The organism is Devosia sp. P2_G7, from assembly GCF_056403495.1.
Map to the genome: position 1 here is coordinate 132,577 of NZ_JBFUFI010000005.1, position 20,922 is coordinate 153,498.

17 protein-coding genes are annotated in these 20,922 nt (G+C 65.1%); 9 read left to right on the forward strand and 8 right to left on the reverse strand.

Translation table 11 applies throughout. The annotated features are described in order from the left end of the window. Window positions 1–137 precede the first annotated feature (137 nt). A complete protein-coding gene (locus AC1DWU_RS10285) occupies window positions 138–1,904 on the reverse strand; it encodes a M3 family oligoendopeptidase (protein WP_477150065.1) in 1,767 nt (588 codons plus the stop codon). A 249-nt stretch (window positions 1,905–2,153) separates the two neighbouring features. Here AC1DWU_RS10285 and AC1DWU_RS10290 point away from each other — a divergent pair, with 249 nt between their 5' ends. From AC1DWU_RS10290 to AC1DWU_RS10310, 5 genes are all read left to right on the forward strand, one after another. Continuing rightward, window positions 2,154–3,638: a sigma-54-dependent transcriptional regulator gene (locus AC1DWU_RS10290; protein WP_477149881.1), complete on the forward strand. Its 1,485-nt coding sequence runs from the start codon at window positions 2,154–2,156 to the stop codon at window positions 3,636–3,638. Between the two features lie 171 nt (window positions 3,639–3,809). Further along, window positions 3,810–5,495: a L,D-transpeptidase family protein gene (locus AC1DWU_RS10295; RefSeq protein WP_477149882.1), complete on the forward strand. Its 1,686-nt coding sequence runs from the start codon at window positions 3,810–3,812 to the stop codon at window positions 5,493–5,495. Window positions 5,496–5,767: 272 nt separating this feature from the next. Further along, a complete protein-coding gene (locus AC1DWU_RS10300; protein WP_477149883.1) occupies window positions 5,768–7,414 on the forward strand; it encodes a peptidoglycan L,D-endopeptidase MepK in 1,647 nt (548 codons plus the stop codon). A gap of 91 nt (window positions 7,415–7,505) precedes the next feature. Continuing rightward, window positions 7,506–9,428, forward strand: coding sequence for a 1-deoxy-D-xylulose-5-phosphate synthase (dxs, locus tag AC1DWU_RS10305; RefSeq protein WP_477149884.1), 1,923 nt, complete (start codon window positions 7,506–7,508; stop codon window positions 9,426–9,428). A gap of 246 nt (window positions 9,429–9,674) precedes the next feature. Continuing rightward, window positions 9,675–11,165 (forward strand): helicase HerA domain-containing protein, encoded by a 1,491-nt coding sequence (locus tag AC1DWU_RS10310; protein WP_477149885.1) that lies wholly within the window; start codon window positions 9,675–9,677, stop codon window positions 11,163–11,165. 3 nt (window positions 11,166–11,168) lie between these two features. Here the strand turns inward: AC1DWU_RS10310 and AC1DWU_RS10315 are convergent, their stop codons facing one another. Further along, a complete protein-coding gene (locus AC1DWU_RS10315; RefSeq protein ID WP_477149886.1) occupies window positions 11,169–12,119 on the reverse strand; it encodes a family 43 glycosylhydrolase in 951 nt (316 codons plus the stop codon). Window positions 12,120–12,146: 27 nt separating this feature from the next. Further along, the gene (locus AC1DWU_RS10320; RefSeq protein WP_299639417.1) at window positions 12,147–12,419 is read right to left on the reverse strand and encodes a DUF2312 domain-containing protein; all 273 of its coding nucleotides are present in this window, start codon (window positions 12,417–12,419) and stop codon (window positions 12,147–12,149) included. A 204-nt stretch (window positions 12,420–12,623) separates the two neighbouring features. Between AC1DWU_RS10320 and AC1DWU_RS10325 the strand changes: the two genes are divergently transcribed. The 3 genes from AC1DWU_RS10325 to AC1DWU_RS10335 all read left to right on the forward strand — a co-directional run bounded on the left by AC1DWU_RS10325 (window position 12,624) and on the right by AC1DWU_RS10335 (window position 16,155). Continuing rightward, complete coding sequence (locus AC1DWU_RS10325; RefSeq protein WP_477149887.1) at window positions 12,624–13,253, forward strand: DUF1036 domain-containing protein; 630 nt, start codon at window positions 12,624–12,626, stop codon at window positions 13,251–13,253. Continuing rightward, window positions 13,250–14,686 carry a pyruvate kinase gene (pyk, locus tag AC1DWU_RS10330; protein ID WP_477149888.1) on the forward strand — a complete coding sequence of 479 codons (1,437 nt, stop codon included), beginning with the start codon at window positions 13,250–13,252 and terminating at the stop codon, window positions 14,684–14,686. Before AC1DWU_RS10325 ends, pyk begins: the two co-directional genes overlap by 4 nt. Window positions 14,687–14,766: 80 nt before the next feature. Beyond that, entirely contained in the window at window positions 14,767–16,155 is a 1,389-nt protein-coding gene (locus AC1DWU_RS10335; protein WP_477149889.1) for a M20/M25/M40 family metallo-hydrolase, read from the forward strand. Window positions 16,156–16,297: 142 nt separating this feature from the next. Here the strand turns inward: AC1DWU_RS10335 and ykgO are convergent, their stop codons facing one another. Then, complete coding sequence (ykgO, locus tag AC1DWU_RS10340; RefSeq protein WP_055046235.1) at window positions 16,298–16,423, reverse strand: type B 50S ribosomal protein L36; 126 nt, start codon at window positions 16,421–16,423, stop codon at window positions 16,298–16,300. Between the two features lie 156 nt (window positions 16,424–16,579). Here ykgO and AC1DWU_RS10345 point away from each other — a divergent pair, with 156 nt between their 5' ends. Beyond that, the gene (locus AC1DWU_RS10345; RefSeq protein ID WP_477149890.1) at window positions 16,580–17,074 is read left to right on the forward strand and encodes a response regulator; all 495 of its coding nucleotides are present in this window, start codon (window positions 16,580–16,582) and stop codon (window positions 17,072–17,074) included. Here the strand turns inward: AC1DWU_RS10345 and AC1DWU_RS10350 are convergent. Genes AC1DWU_RS10350 through AC1DWU_RS10365 form a run of 4 tightly spaced genes read right to left on the reverse strand, consistent with a single transcriptional unit; the run spans window position 17,058 to window position 20,891 of the window. Beyond that, window positions 17,058–18,065, reverse strand: coding sequence for an ABC transporter ATP-binding protein (locus AC1DWU_RS10350; protein ID WP_477149891.1), 1,008 nt, complete (start codon window positions 18,063–18,065; stop codon window positions 17,058–17,060). The genes AC1DWU_RS10345 and AC1DWU_RS10350 overlap by 17 nt on opposite strands. Next, a complete protein-coding gene (locus AC1DWU_RS10355; protein WP_477149892.1) occupies window positions 18,065–19,048 on the reverse strand; it encodes an ABC transporter ATP-binding protein in 984 nt (327 codons plus the stop codon). The genes AC1DWU_RS10350 and AC1DWU_RS10355 overlap by 1 nt, the downstream gene beginning before the upstream one ends. Before the next feature lie 2 nt (window positions 19,049–19,050). Further along, complete coding sequence (locus AC1DWU_RS10360; RefSeq protein WP_477149893.1) at window positions 19,051–19,968, reverse strand: ABC transporter permease; 918 nt, start codon at window positions 19,966–19,968, stop codon at window positions 19,051–19,053. After that, window positions 19,968–20,891: an ABC transporter permease subunit gene (locus AC1DWU_RS10365; RefSeq protein ID WP_477149894.1), complete on the reverse strand. Its 924-nt coding sequence runs from the start codon at window positions 20,889–20,891 to the stop codon at window positions 19,968–19,970. Before AC1DWU_RS10365 ends, AC1DWU_RS10360 begins: the two co-directional genes overlap by 1 nt. Window positions 20,892–20,922 lie beyond the last annotated feature (31 nt).

A 20,922-nucleotide genomic window follows, 5' to 3' on the forward strand; every position in this document is an offset into this window, starting at 1 on the left:
ACGCCCAATTTGGTAGCCATCAGAATGCCTTCAAATGGACACAAGTCAACAAGACGTCGTCGGAGCCTCAACAGTAGTCACATAGTGTTGCAAGATAGCCGCGGAGTCTTACCGGGCACCGTTCCATGATATCGTCATCATCGACTTGGCTGGGTTGCCTCCAGCTCGTTGATCAGCCGCTCGATCATCCCCAAACCAAGTGACCAGAAGCCGGGGTCGCGGGCGTCGAGGCCGAAGGGGGCGAGGAGCTCTGAGTGGTGTTTACTGCCGCCGGCCTTCAGCAACTCGAAGTAGCGCTCGGCGAAGCCTTCGCTCGACTTCTCGTACTGCGCATAGAGCGAGTTCACGAGGCAATCGCCGAAGGCGTAGGCGTAGACGTAGAACGGCGAGTGGATGAAGTGGGGGATGTAGGCCCAGAAGATGTCGTAGCCTTCGTTCAGCTTGATGGCGGGCCCGAGGCTCTCGGCGCCGACGTCGAGCCAGATCTTATTGAGATCGGCCGTGGTCAGCTCGCCTTCCTTGCGCTTGGTGTGGACCTCGCGCTCGAAGGTGTAGAACGCGATCTGCCGCACCACGGTGTTGAGCATGTCTTCCACCTTGCTCGAGAGCATCGCGAAGCGCTGCGTCGGGTCGGTGGTGTTGGCGAGCATCGAGCGGAAGGTCAGCATCTCGCCGAACACCGAGGCGGTTTCCGCGAGGGTCAGCGGGGTTGGCGCCATCAGCGCGCCCTGCGGGCCGGCGAGGACCTGATGGACGCCGTGGCCCAGCTCGTGCGCGAGGGTCATCACGTCGCGCGATTTGCCCAGGTAATTGAGCATCAAATACGGGTGCGCCGAGGGGACGGTCGGGTGGGCGAAAGCGCCCGGCGACTTGCCGTCCTTGGTCGGCGCGTCGATCCAGCCCTTTTCGAAGAACGGAGCGGCAATCTCGGCCAGCTTGGGTGAGAAGGCGCCGTAGGCCTGCATCACCGTGTCCTTGGCGCTTTGCCAGTCGTAGACGCGATCATCGCTGGTCGGCAGCGGCGCGTTGCGGTCCCAGGCGTTGAGCTGGTCCTTGCCGAACCACTTGGCCTTCATCGCGTAATAGCGGTGGCTGAGCCGCGGATAGGCGGCGCGTACGGCGGTCTGCAGCGCATCCACCACTTCACGCTCCACCGAGTTCTCGAGGTGGCGGCTGTCGGCGATGTCCTTGAAGCCGTGCCAGCGGTCGGCGATTTCCTTGTCCTTGGCGAGGACGTTGGTGATGTGGGTGAAGAGCTTTTCGTTGCCGTGCAGGGTCTTCGAAATGCCGCCGAACGCCGCCTCGCGCTTCGCCTCGTCCTTGTCGGAGAGGTAGTTGAGCGTCGATTCAAGGTTCAGTTCCTCGCCGTCGACGTTGAACTTGAGGGCGGCCATCGTCTCGTCGAACAGCCGGTTCCAGGCACCTGCCCCGGTCACCGACTTTTCGTGGAACAGCTCTTCGATCTTGTCTTCGAGCTGATACGGCTTGGCCTTCCTCAGTTCGGTGAACCACGGCCGGTAGCGGCCGAGCTCGGCGCTACCTGCAAGCGCGGTTTCTAGTACGCCCTCGTCGATGCGGTTGAGTTCGAGGCCGAAGAAGATGAGGCCGGTCGAAAGGTCGGTCAGTGCCTGGCTGAGGTCGCCGAGGAACTTCACCTTGTCGGGCTCCTGGGTGTTCCGCACGTACTGAAGGAATGCGTAGGAACCGAGCTTGCCGCTGAGATCGCTCAGCGCTTCGTAGCGCTTGATCGCGTCGATCAGCTTGCCGGATTTGGCCAGCGCCTCGAGCTTGCCCTTGTAGTCGGCCTCGAAGCTCTTGGCATCGGCCTTGGCGGCCGCCAGATCAGCCTTCAACTTGGGCGAGTCGTTGCCTGTGTAGAGATCGTCGAGGTTCCACACCGGCATGTCGCCGAGCTGGTTATGGCCCCGCTGGGCCTGGGCTTCGGGGGCACGCGTCAGTTCGATCTTCGACAATTCATCACCTCGGTCTTCAAAGCGGCCGCGACCTTAGCCACCGGGCCAGCCGATGGGAAGCGGAAGGCGGATTCGGCAGGCTTAATCGCCTCTTAACCCACCCCTCCCATGCTGCTCCAAAACGGCACAGCGCGATTCGCCGCGGGCGGCGTTTCGTGCAACGAAAAGTCCTGGAGGACCATGACGCGCGTTCTGATAGTTGATGACGACCTGGTGCAATTGCGGCTGACTTCGGAGGTCGCCAACCGGGCCGGTTTCTCTGCCGTGACAGCCACCAGCGGCAGGCAGGCGCTGGAACTGCTCCACGCCGACCCCGGCATCGGCGCCATGGTTCTCGATCTGGTGATGCCCGATCTCGATGGCATGGCGGTGATGGAAGCAATGCGCCGCGACGGGCTCTCGACTCCGGTGATCGTCCAGACCGGACACTCGTCACTTGATACCGTCGTCACCGCGATGCGCCAGGGCGCTGCCGATTTCTTCGTCAAACCGGTAGCGCCGGAGCGGCTGATCATGTCGCTACGCAACGCGCTGAAGCTCGGCGAACTCGAGACCTTGGTGCGCACCGATCGCAGCCGGCTCAGCGGCACGATGGGCATTGCCGACATCGTCACCCGCGCGCCGAGCATGGACCGGGTGCTGTCGCTTTGTGCCAAGGCGGCCAAATCGACCATCCCTGTACTGATCGAAGGCGAGACCGGCGTCGGCAAGGAGCTGGTGGCACGGGTGATCCAGGGCTCGGGCGACCGGGCAGGAAAACCGTTCGTCACGGTCAACTGCGGCGCCATCCCCGCCAATCTCGTCGAGTCGATCCTCTTCGGGCATCGGAAGGGCGCGTTCACCGGCGCCACCACCGACCATGCCGGCAAGTTCATGGAAGCCAACGGCGGCACCATCTTCCTTGATGAGGTCGGCGAATTGCCGATGGAAACGCAGGTGAAGCTCCTGCGCGTCATCCAGGAGGGCGAGATTGAACCGCTGGGCGCCGACAAGCCGGTGCGGGTCAATGTGCGGCTGATCTCGGCGACCAATCGCCGGCTGCTGAACCTCACCAAAGCCGGCGCGTTCCGCGAGGATCTCTACTACCGGCTCAACGTCTTCCCGCTCTACGTGCCGCCGTTGCGCGACCGCATGGAAGACCTGCCCGTGCTGGTCGAGCACTTTATCGCCCGGCTTGCTGCAGAGGCGGGCAAGCGCATCGTCGGGATTTCGGAGCCTGCGGTGGAGCTGCTGCGCGGCTACAACTGGCCGGGCAACATCCGGCAGCTGGAGAATGCAGTTTATCGCGCCGTGGTGCTGAGCGATGGCGCCTATCTCGAGAGCGCCGACTTCCCGCAGATTGCGGCGCTCGGCGCCGGTCGCGCGGAGGCGCTGAAGCTCACTTCCAGCGTTCCGAGCCCTTCAGCCCCGGTTCACATCGACGAGGCTATCGCTCCAATACGCGAGGTTGTGAGCACGAATGCGGTCGCCGACCGCTTCGTTGCGCAGAGTGGCGAGGTCGCCGCCCTTGCCGATGTCGAGCGCGAACTGATCGTGTTCGCGCTGCGCCACTACGGCTACCGCATGTCGCGGGTGGCGCGGGCGTTGGGCATCGGCAGGTCGACACTTTACCGCAAGCTGCGTGAGTACGGTTTGGACGAGGGCCTGGAGAGCGACGCCGCCTAGGAGATCGGGGCGTTAGTTGCACCAAGTCCACAGACCGAACTCACAAAATCGCGAGGAATTGTCAGCGTTAAGATTTGTGGGCTAAGCAAAATGCATATCTGGGGCAAAAGTGCCGAATCCTCCCCCTCGCACCGCCCCTTGCCAGCCCACCAGCCGGGCACGGAGTACTTAATGACTATGCTGAAGGCCTTGTTGTTGGCGGGCACGGTGGCGCTCGCATCGCCATTTGCGATCTTCACGCAAGCCTGGGCCCAGGAAACCGTGACGGTCGCCGGCATCGAAACCACCCGCATCGTCATCGCGCCGCCCAAGACCGAGTTGGCGCGGATCATCAAGGCTGGGCTCTCCCAGGCTTACGCGGCTGCCGAAAAGGGCACCCGCTCGTACCAGCAGACCCAGAAGCTCTACTTCTTTTATGGCGCTCGCCATTTCGAGCCGCTCTGGCTGACCAAGGCCGCCGACGGCTCGATCGCGTTTTCGCCCAATGCCGAAAAGATCATCGACGTCTTCAAGGCTTCCGAACTCGAAGGCTTCCGCCCCTCGGACTACCTGACGGCCGACCTCGACGTCGCAGCAGCTGGCACCGATCCGGCGAAGCTCGCCGCGCTTGAGACCGCCTTCTCCACCGCGGCAATCCGCTATGCTCAGGACGCCTTTGGCGGCCGCATCGCGCCGACCGCGGTGAACGACACCTGGACCATCACCCCCAAGCGCATCAACGAAGCCGAGATGCTGGTGAAGCTGGCCGACAGCCCGGAGCCGGACAAGGTCCTGCTCGCCCTGTCGCCCACCCAGCCGGAATTCCTTGGCCTCAAGGCCGCGCTGGCGAAATTCTACGACGGCGCCGTGATGGACGCCGCGATCACCATTCCCGAGGGCAAGCTCCTGAAGCCGGGGATGCAGGACGAACGCGTCACGCTGCTGCGCCAGCGCCTCGACGTGCCCGAGCCCGATATCCCGGAGACCGCCGGCGCCACTGCCGCCGTCGACCTCGACTACGACGAGCCGCTGGTTGACGCGGTGAAGGCCTACCAGGAGAGCCTCGGGCTCAACGGTGACGGCGTCATCGGGCCCGCGACCATCGCGGCGCTGAATGGCGGATCGGCCACCACCAAGGAAGACATCGTCGCCAACATGGAGCGCTGGCGCTGGGAGCCGAACGACTACGGCGACTTCCAGGTGACGGTGAACATCCCCGAGTTCCGCCTCTGGATCATGAACAAGGACGACGTCCACTACACGACGCGCGTCGTCGTTGGCCGTCCGCAGAACCAGACGCCGGTGTTCAACGACGAGATCGAGCATATCGTCGTCAACCCGTACTGGAACGTGCCGGCCTCGATCGCGACCAACGAGATCAAGCCGCATCTCCTCGCCAACCCGGGCTATCTCGCCAGCCAGAACATGGAGATGCTGTCGGGCGGCAAGGTGATCAATGCGGCCGCCGTCGACTGGACGCAGACCAACATCAACAATTTCCACATCCGGCAGCGGCCGGGCGGCGGCAACGCGCTGGGCCGGGTGAAGTTCCTGTTCCCCAACGAGCACGATGTCTACCTGCACGACACGCCGTCCAAATCGCTGTTCTCGCGCTCGTTCCGCGCCTACAGCCATGGCTGCGTGCGCGTCGAGAACCCGATGGACTTTGCCGATGCGCTGCTGGCGCTCGAGCCGGAGCTCAATGCCGCAAAGCTCGAGGCGATGTTCGGCGATACCGAGCGCTGGGTGAACCTCGAGACCCATATTCCGGTTCACATCTCGTACTTCACGCTGCGCGTCGACGCCGACGGCACCATCCGCTCCTACGGCGATGTGTATGGGCTGAACCAGCGGTTGAAAGACCTGCTCGCGGAATAGCGTTGAGGGCAGTTCGAGACTAGAAGTAAGGGCCGGCTGCCGCGAGGCGCCGGCCCTTTCGCATGGTGTCGCATGAGGCCAGTTGGCCAAGCGTTTACGACTGCTTAGGAATTCGGCCTTGGTTCAGCCGGATTTTCTGCCTAGAAAGCGGCACGGTGGGCGCCTTGCTTTGCTTACCCGCCGTTAGCGTTAATGTATTCTCATCGAACTGGCGCTAGGCTTTCTCGTCTACTGGGTTGCAACGGGTCGTTCGGGGCGTGTTGGGGAAACTGTTGGGATCTTGGCGGGCTTTGCCGCGGCTGTTCTTCGCCGCGACGATGGCGTTGACCGTCCTGCTGCCGCCGAGCGTCGTGCCGGTGAACGCTGCTTTTGGCAGCGGTAGCAGCGCCGGCGACCGCACGCTCTACCTGCACCACACCCACACCGGCGAGACCGCCCGTTTCACCTTCAAGCGCAACGGCCAGTACGACCAGGCCGTGCTGCGGCAGATGAATGTGTTCCTCGCCGACTGGCGAACCAAGGAACCGACGAAGATGGATCCCGCCCTCTTCGACCTCCTCTGGGAAGTGTACCAAGAGGTCGGCGCCACCCAGCCCTACAACATCGTTTCGTCCTACCGCTCGCCCAAGACCAACAAGATGCTGCGCGCCAAGTCGTCCGGCGTCGCCGAGAATTCACAGCACATGCGCGGCAAGGCGATGGACGTCTTCATTCCGGGCGTGAACCTGTCGAAGCTGCGCGCCACCGCGATGAAGCATCAGGTCGGCGGCGTCGGGTTCTATCCCACCTCCGGCAGCCCGTTCGTCCACATGGACACCGGCAATGTGCGCGCCTGGCCGCGCATGACCCGGGCGCAGCTGAAGAAGGTCTTCCCCGACGGCAAGACCCTGCATCTGCCCACCGACGGCAAGCCGCTGTCCAATGACGGCCGCGCCTACGCGCAGGCGCAGTGGACCAAGTGCCATACCGTGCCTTGTGATGGCGACTCGATCTTCGAGAGCGCTCCGGCCACCATGCTCGCCGAAAATGCCGGTGAAGCCGCGCCAATCCCTGCCATCCGTCCGCGCACGCTCGGCGGCGCCACTGTGATGCTCGCCTCGGCCGAAGAGCCGGCGCAGCGAGTGGTCCCGACGTTCGAAGTCACTGCCCCGGTCCCGGTGTTCCGCTCCAAGACCGGCAGCCAGCTGGCCGAAGCAGCCCTGCCGCCCGCCATCGACATATCGGCCTTCGAGGCCGTCGGCGCTCCGGTACCGCTGACCAAATCCGCCCGCATCCAGCTCGCCACGCGTTCGCCGCTTGGCGGCGAGACCGGCCAGACCGCGGTCGCAGCCCTCGCCGCCATCGACCAGCCGCTGCCCAAGCCGCGTCAGCTGATGAGCCCCAAGGACGAGGACATGGTCACGGCCTATGTGCCGACCAGCACCAACCCGGCCGCCGAAAAGGCGCTGCAGATGATCATCGAGCGTGAGAACGCCGTGGTCGCCAGCCTGCCGACCAAGGAACAGCTGCTCAACCCCGACGGCATCCAGACCGCATCGCTGGGCGGCGGCGATGGCTTGCCGGCGCTAAAGGGCATGTTCGACATGACCTTCAACGCGCTGACCGGCAGCGAAGCCTCGCAGCCGATGCAGGCCGCCCTCGCCGACCTTGCCTTGAGCCGCCAGCCCAACCAGAGCATTGCGCTGCGCGACATGGAGCTGGTCGCCCCCGAAATCGACCACGTCAACGACACGCTGGTGCAGCCGGTGCTGATGACCACGGCGTTCTGGGCCGAGATGACCGAGGCCGAGGGTTACCTCGAAAAGGGCACTGAACTCGGCCCACTGACCGGCCGTGTCGCCTTCCTTCCCGACAACGCCGCAATTCCCGCTTACGACCGCTTCGTGACGGACGGTCTGCAGCTCGTCGCGGAACGCTAAAAAGCCGCGCCTTCCGGGCGTTGCAATGCCGAACCCGAGCCTCTAAGTCTCTCTTGAGAGACCGGCGCGCACCGGCGAAGGATCGGGATTTTTGGACAAGCCCCAAACACCGCTGCTTGATCAGGTATCGACCCCCGCCGACCTGAAATCGCTGTCGCGCGACGAACTCCGCCAGGTTGCCGATGAGCTGCGCGCCGAGGTGATCGACGCTGTATCTGTGACCGGCGGGCATCTTGGCGCCGGCCTCGGCGTGGTCGAGCTGACCGTTGCGTTGCACGCCACCTTCGATACTCCCAACGACCGCCTGATCTGGGACGTCGGCCACCAGGCCTATCCGCACAAGGTGCTGACCGGCCGCCGCGACCGCATCCGCACGCTGCGCCAGAAGGATGGGCTGTCGGGCTTCACCCGCCGCGCCGAGAGCGAATACGACCCGTTCGGCGCCGGGCACTCTTCGACCTCGATCTCGGCCGGCCTCGGCATGGCAGTGGCGTCCGAGCTGAAGGGCGAGAAGCGGAATGTTATTGCGGTGATCGGCGATGGCGCGATGTCCGCCGGCATGGCCTATGAGGCGATGAACAATGCCGGCGCCATGGACGCCCGGCTGATCGTCATCCTTAACGACAACGACATGTCGATCGCGCCGCCCACCGGTGCGATGCGCTCGTATCTGGCGAAGCTCGTTTCCGGCCCGTTCTATCGCGGCTTCCGCGACACGGCGAAGTCGATCACCGAAAAGATGCCCAAGCTGATCCACGAGACGGCGAAAAAGACCGAGGAGTTCGCCCGCTCGTTCTTCACCGGCGGCACGCTGTTCGAAGAGCTGGGCTTCTTCTATGTCGGCCCGATCGACGGCCACAACCTGAACGACCTGCTCGACGTGCTGCAGAACGTGCGCGATGCCGAGTCCGGCCCGATCCTCGTTCACGTGGTGACCAAGAAGGGCAAGGGCTATGGCCCGGCGGAGAGCTCCGCCGACAAGTACCACGGCGTCAACAAGTTCAACGTCATCACCGGCGCCCAGACCAAGCCGCAGTCGAACGCACCGAGCTACACCTCGGTGTTTGCGCAGAGCCTGATCGAGGAAGCCAGGGCCGACGACCGCGTCGTCGCGGTGACCGCCGCGATGCCCAACGGCACCGGGCTCGACAAGTTCGCCGAGCTGTTCCCAACGCGCGTCTTCGACGTCGGCATCGCCGAGCAGCACGCCGTGACCTTCGCCGCCGGCATGGCGACCGAGGGCATGAAGCCGTTCGTCGCCATCTACTCGACGTTCCTGCAGCGCGCCTATGACCAGGTGGTGCACGATGTTGCGGTGCAGGGCCTGCCGGTGCGCTTCGCCATCGACCGGGCCGGCTATGTCGGCGCCGACGGCCCGACCCACGCCGGCAACTATGATGCCGCCTATCTCGGTGCCATCCCCGGCATGGTGGTGATGGCGGCCGGCGACGAGGCCGAACTCCGCCACATGGTGGCGACCGCCGCGGCCTATGACGAGGGCCCGATCGCTTTCCGCTATCCGCGTGGCGATGGGCTCGGCGTCGAGCTGCCGCAGCGCGGCAGCGTGCTGGAGATCGGCAAGGGTCGCATCCTGCGCGAAGGCAAGTCGGTGGCGCTGGTCAATTTCGGCACCCGCCTCGGCGAAGTCATCGCCGCGGGCGAAAAGCTGATGGCCTATGGCCTCAACCCGACCATCGCAGATATGCGGTTCCTGAAGCCGCTGGACGAGACGCTGCTCGCCCGGCTGGCCAAGGAGCACGAGGTGCTGATTACCATCGAGGAAGGCGGCATCGGCGGCTTCGGCAGCCACGTCGCGACCTTCCTTGCGCGTAACGGCATGCTGGACGGCAAGCTGAAGTTCCGGCCGCTGATGATCCCTGACGTGTTCACCGAGCAGGCGGGCGTGAACGACATGTATGCCGTGGCGGGTCTGGACCGAGCCGGGATTGTCGCGACTGCGCTGACGACGCTGGGAATCGACACGGCCGCGGCGCCGCGGACGACTAAGGCTTAGGCTTAGGGGCCTCCTACCCCACCGGCCGTCATCCCGGCGAAAGCCGGGACCCAGTGCACCAGCCCATCACGACGCTGGCCGTCTCCGACCTATCGACGATGGACCGGCACGTCCCGCGTCCGGACCTGCCGTTCGAGCAGTGGGTCCCGGCTTTCGCCGGGATGACGGCCGGTGTTGGATGTGACGCTCGGGGGTTAAGCCGTGTTCAGTGCGACCTTCCACCCAAGAATCAGCTAACCACACCCCATGCAGGTCGGCATTGACATGGGTGTGGCGCAGGGTGGCGCCGAGGCAAGGCTCGATCTCGAGGAACTGCTCGCGACGCGTCTGCTCGTCCAGGGCAATTCCGGCTCCGGCAAATCCCACCTGCTGCGGCGGCTGCTCGAACAAAGTGCACCCTGGGTGCAGCAATGCATCGTCGACCCCGAGGGCGATTTCGTCACCCTGGCTGACAAGTACGGCCACCTCGTCGTCGACGCCTCGCGCAGCGAGGCTGAGCTCACCGGTATCGCCGCCCGCGTCCGCCAGCACCGCGTCTCGGTGGTGCTGAGCCTCGAGGGGCTCGATGTCGAGCAGCAGATGCGCTGCGCCGCGGCCTTCCTCGGCGGGCTGTTCGATGCCGATCGCGACTACTGGTATCCGATGCTGGTGGTGGTGGACGAAGCCCAGCTGTTCGCCCCGGCGATCGCCGGCGAAGTCTCGGACGAAGCGCGAAAACTGTCGCTCGGGGCGATGACCAACCTGATGTGCCGCGGCCGCAAGCGCGGGCTGGCCGGTGTGATCGCCACGCAGCGATTGGCCAAGCTGGCGAAGAACGTCGCCGCCGAAGCCTCGAATTTCCTAATGGGCCGCACCTTCCTCGATATCGACATGGCCCGCGCCGCGGACCTGCTCGGCATGGAGCGCCGGCAGGCCGAAATGTTCCGCGACCTGGCGCGCGGCCACTTCGTCGCCCTCGGTCCCGCCCTGTCGCGCCGGCCGCTGCCGATGGTGATCGGCGAGGTCGAGACCTCGGCCCGCTCCACCAGCCCCAAGCTGATGCCGCTGCCCGATGCGCCGGTAGATGCCAAGGAACTGATCTTCACCCGCGCGCCGGAACCAGCACCGCGAGTCCGCCGCCCTGCCCCGCCTCCGCCGCCCTCGACCACTGAGTTGCTGGAGCAACTGGTGCGCACGCAGACGCCGCAACTCCGCGTCGAGGAAGCGCCGATCGACGCGTCCGAGCGCGAGGCGGCACTCGACGGCGTGATCCGCGAGCTGCTCGAGGATCGCGACGCCTCGTTCCGCTCTGTGGCGGTGCTCTATCAGGACTTCCTGGTCCGTTGCCGCATCCGCCGCGTACCGGGCGACGTGCTGGCTCTGCCGGCCTTCCGCCGCAAGCTCGCGGTGGTCCGGGCGGGCGTCGATGCCGATACCGCCGGCTCCGAGACCTGGCAGCACGCGCTGTCGCTCTCGACGCAACTGGCCGACGACGTCCAGGGCGTGTTCCTGGTGCTGGCCCGGGCCGCTCTCGAAGGCGCCCCCTGCCCTTCCGACGCGGCGCTGGCCCGTGCCTATGGCACCCATTCGACCGGACGGGCTCGCCGCCTCCTCGCCTATTTCGAGGAACGAGGGCTGCTGGTGGTGCGCATGGACCTGCGCAACCAGCGCATCGTCGCCTTCCCCGATCTGGGCACCGAAACCGGGCCGGGCAGCCCTGATGCGCCCGATCATGACGAACGCTCGGCGGCGGAATAAGGCTTAGCCGCGCAGCAGCGGCAGGTCGGCGGGAATATTCCGCTCGCACACCAGCTTGCCATCCGAAACCGTGAGGCGAGCGTGGTGGATTGCGGTGCGCCGCGCAGCGACGTCTGGCGGCCCTTCCGCCTGGCTGCGCTCGTCCCATTCGGGATGGGTGAAGTAGTAGAGCGCCGCATGGTCGCCGACGACCTCGACATCGGCGTGTCGGACATAGCGCCGGTCCACCGGGTCCACGCCGGGCTCGCCGCCGATCAGGCCCTGCCGCTCCCAGTTGCGGGTATCAGTCGAGCGATAGACCGCCTGCCCGTGCCATTCATCGACGATGAGCCAGTACCAGCCGCCGAGTTCGAAGACGTTCGGCCCTTCGTGCGGCGGGCCGTCCGGGTTGCCGGGCAGCACCTGACCCTCGACGGTCCAGTCGAACAGGTCGGGGCTGGTGGCGGCCCAGGTGCCGGAGCCCTTGGCCTCGTCCTTGTACCAGAGCCGCCACAGCCCGTCGGGACAGTGGAACACGCAGGCATCGATAACCCTGCTGCTTGATAGGGTCAGCGGGCCGACCCGTGTCCAATTCTCGAGATCGGGGCTGGTGAAATGGACGATCGTCCGGTCGAAGCCCGGCCAATCATGCGGCACGCCCGTAAGGTAGCTGAGGAACATATGATATTGCCCCTCCGCAAAGATCACCTCGGGCGCCCAGTGCGTATTGCGCTGCCCCAGGTCCGCGGGCGCATCGAGCCCGGCGACGGTTCCGCGGTAAACCCAACTGGCACCATCGTCGGTCGAGACCGCGACACCGATGGGCGAACCGTGAATCCAGGTGAATTTGGGCCCGTCCGAAGCGGGCTGGCGATTGGTGTAGAACATCCACCATTCGCCGGTGCCCGCCTTGCGGACGACCGTCGGGTCGGCGGCACCATCGGCGATCGGATCGCGATAGATCGGCGCGCTCATTGGTGCCTCCCGCCCCGGTTGGTCTTGTTACTCGTCGTCGCTGGGCGCAGCGGCCATGCCGAGTGCGGTCAGATAGAGTTCCAGCAGCGCTTCCTGCTCCATGCGCTCGGCGTGGTCCTGCTTGCGGATCGAGATGATCTTGCGCAGCACCTTGGTGTCGAAGCCGTTGCCCTTGGCCTCCGCGTAAACTTCCTTGATGTCGCCGGCGATTGCGGCCTTTTCTTCCTCGAGCCGCTCGATGCGCTCGATGAAGGCTTTGATCTGGTCCTGTGCGACGCTATCGGGGGAGACGGTGGCCATAGTCGAATTCCTCTGCTTTTCGGCCCCCGTTCAACCCGTTCGGCGACGCTGGTTCAAGCTCATTCGACATCAATCCACACCGCGTGCCCAAGCAGTTTCGTAATTCCGCCAAAAGCCTCGTTTACCGGTTGACAGCGGGCGGAGCGCTGCGCACAACACCTCGCGCGCTGCAAACGATTTCAGGCATCGAATCCGGACGGTCCATTGCGCTACATCCTGGCCATCGCTGGTGTGCTCGCCGCCGCGTTCATCGCTATCACCATCTGGGTTTTCCTGCCGCGCGCTGACGCGCCGCTGAGCCCTGCCGCCGCCCAAGCCCAATCGCAGGCTCCGGCCGACCCGAACGCCGCCACCGAAGCCGGTGAAGGCAGCTTCCGCGTCTGCAACGAAACCGCCAACAAGGTCTCCATCGCCTTCGGCTATCGCGCCGAGAAGGGCTGGCAGTCCGAAGGCTGGTGGGTGGCTGAGCCCGACAATTGCGTCACCGTCTACCGCGGCGACCTCGAGGCGCGGCGCTACTACTACCTCTATGCCGCCGACGATATCAGCGGCGGGGCCTGGGACGGCAGCGTCTTCATGTGCACCCGCGACGAGACCTTCACCATCTTCGGGGTTGAGGATTGCCTGGCGCGCGGCTACGAACGCACCGGCTTCTTCGAGGTCGACACCAATAACCGCAGCGACTGGACGTTGCAGCTCACCGACGGCGAGGTGATCAGCAACGATACGGACGCCACCGAAGAGACTGTACCGCTGGAAGGCGACCTCCCCACCGACGGCGCGGCTCCTCCCGCCGACGATACTCCTACTGATGAAGGTGCACCCCTCGAATGAGACGCATGAGACGCGTGAAGATCGTCGCCACCCTGGGCCCTGCGTCCAACGATGAAGCCACGATCGAGAAGCTGGCGCGCGCCGGTGCGGACGTGTTCCGCATCAACATGAGCCACGCCAGCCACGAGCTGCTGAAGCAGACCGTCGGCTTCATCCGCAATGTCGAGGCCCGGCTGCACCATCCGATCGGCATCCTCGTCGACCTGCAGGGCCCCAAGCTCCGCGTCGGCCGCTTCGCCGATGGTGCCGTGCAGCTGGTTGCCGGCGCCAAGTTTACGCTCGATAGCTCCGAGACGCCCGGCACGGTCGAGCGCGTGTTCCTGCCGCATCCGGAAATCCTCGAGTCCGTCTCGGTGGGCGATCGCCTGCTGCTCGATGACGGCAAGCTGCAGCTGAGGGCCACCAAGGTCGGCGGCGGGCAGGTCGAGACCGAAGTGATCTACGGCGGCAAGCTGAGCGACAAGAAGGGCGTAAGCCTGCCCGACACGCTGCTGCCGATGGGCGCGCTGACCGAGAAGGACCACGCCGACCTGTTGAAGGGCCTCGAGGCGGAAGCCGACTGGATCGCGGTCAGCTTCGTGCAGCGGCCCGAGGATATCATCGATATCCGGAAGATCGTCCAGGGCCGCGCCGGCGTCATGGCCAAGATCGAAAAGCCGCAGGCCGTCGAGCGGCTCGAAGAGATCATCAAGCTGTGCGACGCCTTCATGGTGGCGCGCGGCGATCTCGGCGTGGAACTGCCGCTCGAGCAGGTCCCGGGCCTCCAGAAGCGCATGATCCGCATCGCCCGCCGCTATGGTAAGCCCGTGGTGGTTGCGACCCAGATGCTGGAATCGATGATCACCTCGCCTGTGCCGACCCGCGCCGAAGTCTCGGACGTGTCGATCGCCGTGTTCGAGGGTGCCGATGCGGTGATGCTGTCGGCCGAAAGCGCCTCGGGTATGTATCCGGTCGAAGCCGTGGCCATGATGAACAAGGTCGCTGTCGCCGTCGAAGGCGACAGCAACTACCGCGGCATCATCCGCGCCCAGGCTGCCGAGCCTGAGGCAACGGCAGCCGACGCGATCTCCGCGGCGACCCGCCAGGTGGCCGAGACGCTCGATCTGGCGGCCATCGTCACCTACACCTCGTCCGGCTCAACCGCGATCCGAGCGGCGCGCGAGCGGCCATCAAAGCCGATCCTCGCGCTGTCGCCGAATCTCAGAACCGTCCGCCGGCTTTCAGTCGTGTGGGGCATCCACTGCGTGGAATCGCCCGATGCGGTGAACCTCGAGGACATGGTCGATCGCGCCTGCGTCATCGCCTACAACGAGGGCCTCGCCCGCCCCGGCGACCGCATCGCGATCACCGCCGGCATTCCGCTGGGCACGCCCGGCGCGACCAACATGCTGCGCATCGCCTTCGTCCGCCAGGACGGCGCCGGATCCTCTTGATCCGGTCCGCTTAGGCTGTCACTTCTCGATCCCTCCCCCACAAAGGGAGGGATTTTCGTTTTCATTGATGGATTGCCCCGATGTCCAACGCCCTCGACGCCGCCCTCGCCCATGCCGATGCCCATCTCGATGACAGCGTCGAGCGGCTGAAGACGCTGGTGGCGATCAAGTCGATCTCTACCGATCCGGCCTACGCCGGCGAGGTGCGCAAGGCGGCGGACTGGCTGGCGGCGGACCTCAAGGCGCTCGGCTTCGACGCTTCGGTGCGGCCGACGCCGGGACACCCGATGGTGGTGGCGCATGACCAATCGGCCAGCGGCCCGCATGTGCTGTTTTACGCCCACTATGACGTACAGCCGGTCGATCCGCTGAACCTGTGGCACACCGACCCGTTCGTCGCGACGCTGGTGAAGGGCGATGATGGCGAGACGCGAATCGTCGGCCGCGGCACTTCGGACGACAAGGGGCAGCTCCTGACCTTCGTCGAGGCTTGCCGCGCCTGGAAGGCTGTGAATGGCGCACTGCCGGTGAAAGTGACGCTGTTCTTCGAGGGCGAGGAAGAGTCGGGTGGCAAGAGCCTGCCGGGCTTCCTCGAAGCCAATAAGGCCGAGCTCGGCGCGGCCGATATCGCGCTGGTCTGCGACACCGACCTGTGGAACGCCGAGACGCCGGCCATTGTCACCAGCCTGCGCGGGTTGGTGGGCGAAGAGGTGGAGATCACCTGTGCCAGCCATGACCTGCATTCGGGCATGTACGGCAACGCGGCGCGCAACCCGATCCAGGTGCTGGCCGAGATCATTGCTTCGCTGCGCAACCCCGATGGTAGCGTCGCAGTTGAAGGCTTCTACGACGATGTCGCGGACCTGCCGGCCGAGATCGCGGCACAGTGGAAGCGCCTGCCCTATGACGAGGCGGCGTTCATGCAGGGCGCCGGGTTGACGACGCCGGCCGGCGAGAAGGGCCGCTCGGTGCTGGAGCAGACCCGTTCGCGCCCGACTTGCGAAATCAACGGCATCACCGGCGGTTATACCGGGGACGGCTTCAAGACGGTGATCCCGGCCAAGGCCAGCGCCAAGATCTCGTTCCGGCTCGTCTCGGGCATGGACCCCAAGAAGATGCGCGCGGCGTTCAGGAAGCACGTGCAGGATCGCCTGCCGCCGGACGCGACGGTGAACTTTCATGAGCACGGCGGGGCGCCGGCGGTCTCGGTGCCGACCGATGGGCCGTTCGTCGGCAAGGCGGCGGCAGCGCTGAAGGAAGAATGGGGCAGCGAGGCGGCGCTGATCGGCTCGGGTGGTTCGATCCCGGTGGCGGGCGAGTTCAAGAAGACGCTCGGGCTCGACACGCTGTTGATCGGCTTCGCGCGCGACGACGACCGCATCCACTCGCCCAACGAGAAGTACAACCTCTCGAGCTTCCACAAGGGCATCCGCTCGTGGCTGCGCATTATCGCGGGGTTTGCTGGCTAAGGGCCTGATCGGCAAGGCCCGGGGGCCTTCTTCGATGTCGGCTAACCGCCGGCCGGTGGAGGGGAAGGCCTATGGAATGGTCACCAACAGCAAAAGGCCCGCTTTCGCGGGCCTTTCTAGATACGCAGTCGTGAGCAGCAGCTCAGCCCTGGCGGGCCTTGTAGCGCTTGTCCACCTTGTTGATGATGTACACGCGGCCGCGGCGGCGAACGAGCTTGTTGGCACGATGGCGACCCATCAGAGCCTTGAGCGAATTAGTGACTTTCATGCCGAACCTCGGAACCAAAATAAAAACAGGCGCCGCGCGCCCTTCGAATTGGGGCTGTGATTAAGGGCAAAAGCCCCCTCTGTCAACGCCCTTGCGCCGGTTTTCCGGGCCTGCGCGATTAACCGGCCGGCAACGGCCAGGTGCGACACTGCCCGAATGCAGAAACCCAGCTTTTCCAAGCTCGACGTGCTCGTTGTCGATCCCTCCCCGCATATGGGAGCGTTGATCGGCCAGATGCTGCGTCATCTCAAGGTGCGACGCGTCGACGAAGTGCAGAGCTCCGACGGCGCGGCCATGGCGCTGCAAACCCACCGCTTCGGCGCCATCATGCTGAACGACATATTGCAGCCGATGAACGGCATTGCGCTGGTGAAAGCGCTGCGCGCCGCGTCCGCCGGCCTCAACCGCGACACGCCGGTCCTCATGATGTCCTCCAACCCGGATGCGACCGAGATCGCGATGGCGCGCGACGCGGGCGTTACCGAGTTCCTGCGCAAGCCATTCGCCGCCCAGCACATCGAGGCCCGGCTGGCCTCCGTCCTTGCCGCACCGCGCGACTTCATCGAGGCCAGGACCTTTGCCGGTCCTGACCGCAGGCGGAAACGCGCCGGCTTCAAGGGCGACGAGCGCCGGACTAAGCGCCCGGCTTGAGGTCGAGCTCCGGCCAGCGGATGCAGGCGACGAGCCGGCCGCCTGGCAGCGTCTCCAGCGGCGGCCTTACCTTGGCGCAACCCTCGATCGCATAGCGGCACCGCGTCCGGAACGTGCACCCCGATGGCTGATTGATCGGCGAGGGGATCTCGCCCACCAGCCCTTCGATGGTCCGTTGTCGCGCCCGTTTCGGATCGGGAATCGGCACTGCCGTCAGCAGCGCACGCGTGTAGGGGTGCTTGGGATCGTCATAGAGGTCGTCGCCATCGGCGAGCTCGACCACCCGGCCGAGATAGAGCACGAGTATCCGGTCGGAGACGTGCCGCACCACGCTCAGGTTGTGCGAGATGAAGATCAGCGTTAGCCCGAACTCGTCCTTGAGATCGCTGAGGAGGTTCAGGATCTGCGCCTGGATCGACACGTCGAGCGCCGACACCGGCTCGTCGCAGACGATCAGCTTGGGCTCGCTGATCAGCGCCCGGGCAATGCCGATGCGCTGCGCCTGCCCGCCCGAAAACTCGTGCGGATAGCGGTTGATCATTTCAGGCAGGAGGCCGACGGCCTCCATGGTCCGCAACACGCGCTCGCGCCTGCCCTTGGCGTCGATCTCGGGCATCAGGGTGCGCAGCGGATCGGCGATGATCTCACCCACGGTCATGCGCGGATTGAGCGAGGCCAGCGGATCCTGGAAGATGATCTGCAGATCGCGGCGTTTCTTCCGCATCTCTTCGGCCGGCAGCTTGCTGATGTCCTGCCCGAGCCAGAGGACGCGGCCCTCGTCGGGGGTCAGCAGCTGCAGGATGCAGCGGCCCAGGGTCGACTTACCGCAGCCGCTCTCGCCCACGATGCCGAGGGTTTCGCCGCGCTTGACGGTGAAGTTGATGTCCTGCAGGGCGCGCAGCTGGAAGGGCTTGGCGAACAGCCCGGCCGAGATGGAGAAGCTCTTCGAGAGATTCTCGACCTTCAGGAGGTCTTCGGTGCGATCGAGCATCACGCAACCTCCTCGTATTTGAGTTCGCCCTGATACCAGCAGGCCTTTTCGCGCACGTCCTCGACTGGCAGCAATGGCGGCCGTTCCTCGAAGCAGCGCTCGAAGCGGAAGGCGCAACGCGGATGGAACGCACAGCCGCGCGGCAGATGCTCGAGGCTGGGCGGCAAGCCCTGGATTGGGTCGAGCCGCTTGGCCCGCTTGGCGACGTGCGGCGTCGAGTGCAAGAGGCCCAGCGTGTAGGGGTGGCGCGGATCGTAGAACAGCGTGTCGGTCGGCCCCTTTTCGACGCAGCGCCCGCCATACATCACCATCATCCGATCGGCGACGCCGGCGACGACACCCAGATCGTGGGTGATCAGCACCAGCGCGGTGCCGAAATCGTTGGTGAGGTTCTTGAACAGGTCGAGCATCTGCGCCTGCACGGTCACGTCGAGCGCGGTGGTCGGCTCGTCCGCGATCAGCACCTTGGGCTTGCAGAGCAGTGCCATGGCGATCATCACGCGCTGCCGCATGCCGCCCGACAGTTCGTGCGGGTAGGCGTTGGCGCGCTTGACCGGTTCAGGAATGCCGACCCGCTCCAGCATCTCGATGACGGCGCGATAGGCCTTCTCATTGTCGTAGCCCTGGTGGCGCACCAGCACTTCGGCGAGCTGCGTCTTGACCCGCAAAGTCGGGTTCAGCGAGGTCATCGGATCCTGGAAGATCATCGCGATGTCTTTGCCGCGATACCTGTCCAAGCGGTCCACCGGCATGCCGATCAGGTTGACGTCACCCAGCATGGCGCGGCCGGAGGCTTTGCCGTTCTTGGCGAGCAGGCCCATGATCGAGAGGAAGGCCTGGCTTTTGCCCGACCCGCTTTCGCCCACGATGGCGAGCGTTTCGCCCTCGGAGAGGGTGAAATCGAGATCGGAAACTGCCTTCACTTCGGAATCGTGGAGGGCGAACGTTACGTCGAGATCGTCGACGACAAGCACATCGGCCATGTCTATCGGTCCTTGGGGTCGAGCGCGTCACGCAGGCCGTCGCCCAGATAGGACAGGCAGAGCAGCATGCTGACGAGGATGGCGGCCGGGGTGAAAAGCATCCATGGCAGCGCCTCGGCCACGGGGGCGCCGAACGAGATCAGCGTGCCGAGCGAGGTCTGCGGTTCCTGGACGCCCAGCCCGAGATAAGAGAGGAAACTCTCGGTGATGATGATCTCGGGGATGGTGAGCGTGGCGTAGATCACCACCGGGCCGGTGAGGTTGGGCACGATGTGGCGGAAGATGATGGTGAAGGGTCCTGCCCCACCCGCCTTCGCCGCTTCGATGAACTCGCGCTGCTTGATCGACAGCGTCTGCCCGCGAACGATGCGCGCCATGGTCAGCCATTCGAGGCAACCGATGCCGACGAACAGCAGCACCGGCGAGCGCCCGAAGATCACCACCAGAATGATGACAAACAGGATGTAGGGCAGCGCGTACATGATATCGACGAAGCGCATCATGACGGCGTCGATCTTGCCGCCGAAATAGCCCGCGATGGCGCCGTAGAGGATGCCGATCACCACCGACACGACGGTAGCGACGCCCGCCACCAGCAGCGACATCTGCGTGCCCTGGAGCGTACGTGCCAGCATGTCGCGGCCGTTCTGGTCGGTGCCGAAATAGTGGCCCTTGGCCCAGTCGGGCGGCTTGCGGATGCCGGCCCAATCGATCTTGTCGTAAGCCCAGGGCAGGAAATACGGCCCGACCAGCGCGAACAGCACGATGGCCGTGAGCACGAAGATCGAGACCAGCGCCGCCTTGTTGTTGAACAGCCGGCGCAACGCGTCCTGCGTCAGCGACCGGCCCTTGGGGGCCTCGGCGGCCAGCGCATCGGCGTAAGCGGTGAGGGCCGCATCCTTGCCAGTAATCCCGGCCATCAGCGGTACCTCACCTTGGGATCAAGCCAGGCGTAGAGAACGTCGACGATGAGGTTCAGCGCCAGGATGATGAAAACGTAGAGAATGGTGGTGCCCAGCACGAGCCCGTAGTCGCGGTTGAGCGCGGCGGTGATGAAGTACTTGCCGATACCGGGCAGCGCGAACACCTGCTCCACCACCAGCGAGCCGGTGAGGAGGTAGGAGAGCCCTGGCCCCAGATAGGAGACCACTGGCAGCAGTGCAGGCTTCAGCGCATGACGCGCGAGGATCAGACGGGTGCCGAGCCCCTTCGAGCGGGCGGTGCGCACGTAGTTGGTGCCGAGCACCTCGATCATCGAGCCACGCACCAGCCGGGCGACGCGTCCGCCATGCGGCAGCGCCAGAATGAAGATCGGCAGCACGAGGTGGATGAGCGAGCCCGGTTGATAGCCGCCCACCGGCAGCCAGCGGAGGTACACCCCGAAGAACAGCTGCACGAGGTTGGCCATCAGGAAATTGGGGATGATGATGCCGACCAGGACGATGGCGACCAGCAGGTAATCCGGCCACTTGTTCTGGTTCACCGCCGCAACTGCACCGGCGACCATGCCGCCGATGGTGCCGACGACGAAGGCGGAAAAGCCGAGCATCAGGGTAAAGGGCAGCCCGATGCCGATAAGCCGTGATACCGAGAAATCCTCCATCACCATGGATGGACCGAAATCGCCGCGGAACACCCCACCCAGGTAGATGAGGTACTGAGTGATCAGCGGCTGATCGAGATTGTAGTGGGCCCTGAGGTTCTTCATCACGTCGGGCGGCAGCGCGCGCTCGCCGTCGAACGGCCCACCGGGCGCCAGCCTGAGGATGAAAAAGCAGACGGTGATCGTGATCAGGACGATCGGGATAGCCGTCAGCACGCGCCTGAGCGCATATCCGAACATGTTGTGTGTGACCTTTCCCGCCAGCCCGCGG

Coding starts and splice junctions, on each gene's coding strand:
- AC1DWU_RS10285 (WP_477150065.1), bottom strand. CDS start 1,904: ATGCCGGTGTGGAACCTCGACGATCTCTACACAGGCAACGACTCGCCC.
- AC1DWU_RS10290 (WP_477149881.1), top strand. CDS start 2,154: ATGACGCGCGTTCTGATAGTTGATGACGACCTGGTGCAATTGCGGCTG.
- AC1DWU_RS10295 (WP_477149882.1), top strand. CDS start 3,810: ATGACTATGCTGAAGGCCTTGTTGTTGGCGGGCACGGTGGCGCTCGCA.
- AC1DWU_RS10310 (WP_477149885.1), top strand. CDS start 9,675: ATGCAGGTCGGCATTGACATGGGTGTGGCGCAGGGTGGCGCCGAGGCA.
- AC1DWU_RS10315 (WP_477149886.1), bottom strand. CDS start 12,119: ATGAGCGCGCCGATCTATCGCGATCCGATCGCCGATGGTGCCGCCGAC.
- AC1DWU_RS10320 (WP_299639417.1), bottom strand. CDS start 12,419: ATGGCCACCGTCTCCCCCGATAGCGTCGCACAGGACCAGATCAAAGCC.
- pyk (WP_477149888.1), top strand. CDS start 13,250: ATGAGACGCATGAGACGCGTGAAGATCGTCGCCACCCTGGGCCCTGCG.
- AC1DWU_RS10335 (WP_477149889.1), top strand. CDS start 14,767: ATGTCCAACGCCCTCGACGCCGCCCTCGCCCATGCCGATGCCCATCTC.
- ykgO (WP_055046235.1), bottom strand. CDS start 16,423: ATGAAAGTCACTAATTCGCTCAAGGCTCTGATGGGTCGCCATCGTGCC.
- AC1DWU_RS10345 (WP_477149890.1), top strand. CDS start 16,580: ATGCAGAAACCCAGCTTTTCCAAGCTCGACGTGCTCGTTGTCGATCCC.
- AC1DWU_RS10350 (WP_477149891.1), bottom strand. CDS start 18,065: ATGCTCGATCGCACCGAAGACCTCCTGAAGGTCGAGAATCTCTCGAAG.
- AC1DWU_RS10355 (WP_477149892.1), bottom strand. CDS start 19,048: ATGGCCGATGTGCTTGTCGTCGACGATCTCGACGTAACGTTCGCCCTC.
- AC1DWU_RS10360 (WP_477149893.1), bottom strand. CDS start 19,968: ATGGCCGGGATTACTGGCAAGGATGCGGCCCTCACCGCTTACGCCGAT.
- AC1DWU_RS10365 (WP_477149894.1), bottom strand. CDS start 20,891: ATGTTCGGATATGCGCTCAGGCGCGTGCTGACGGCTATCCCGATCGTC.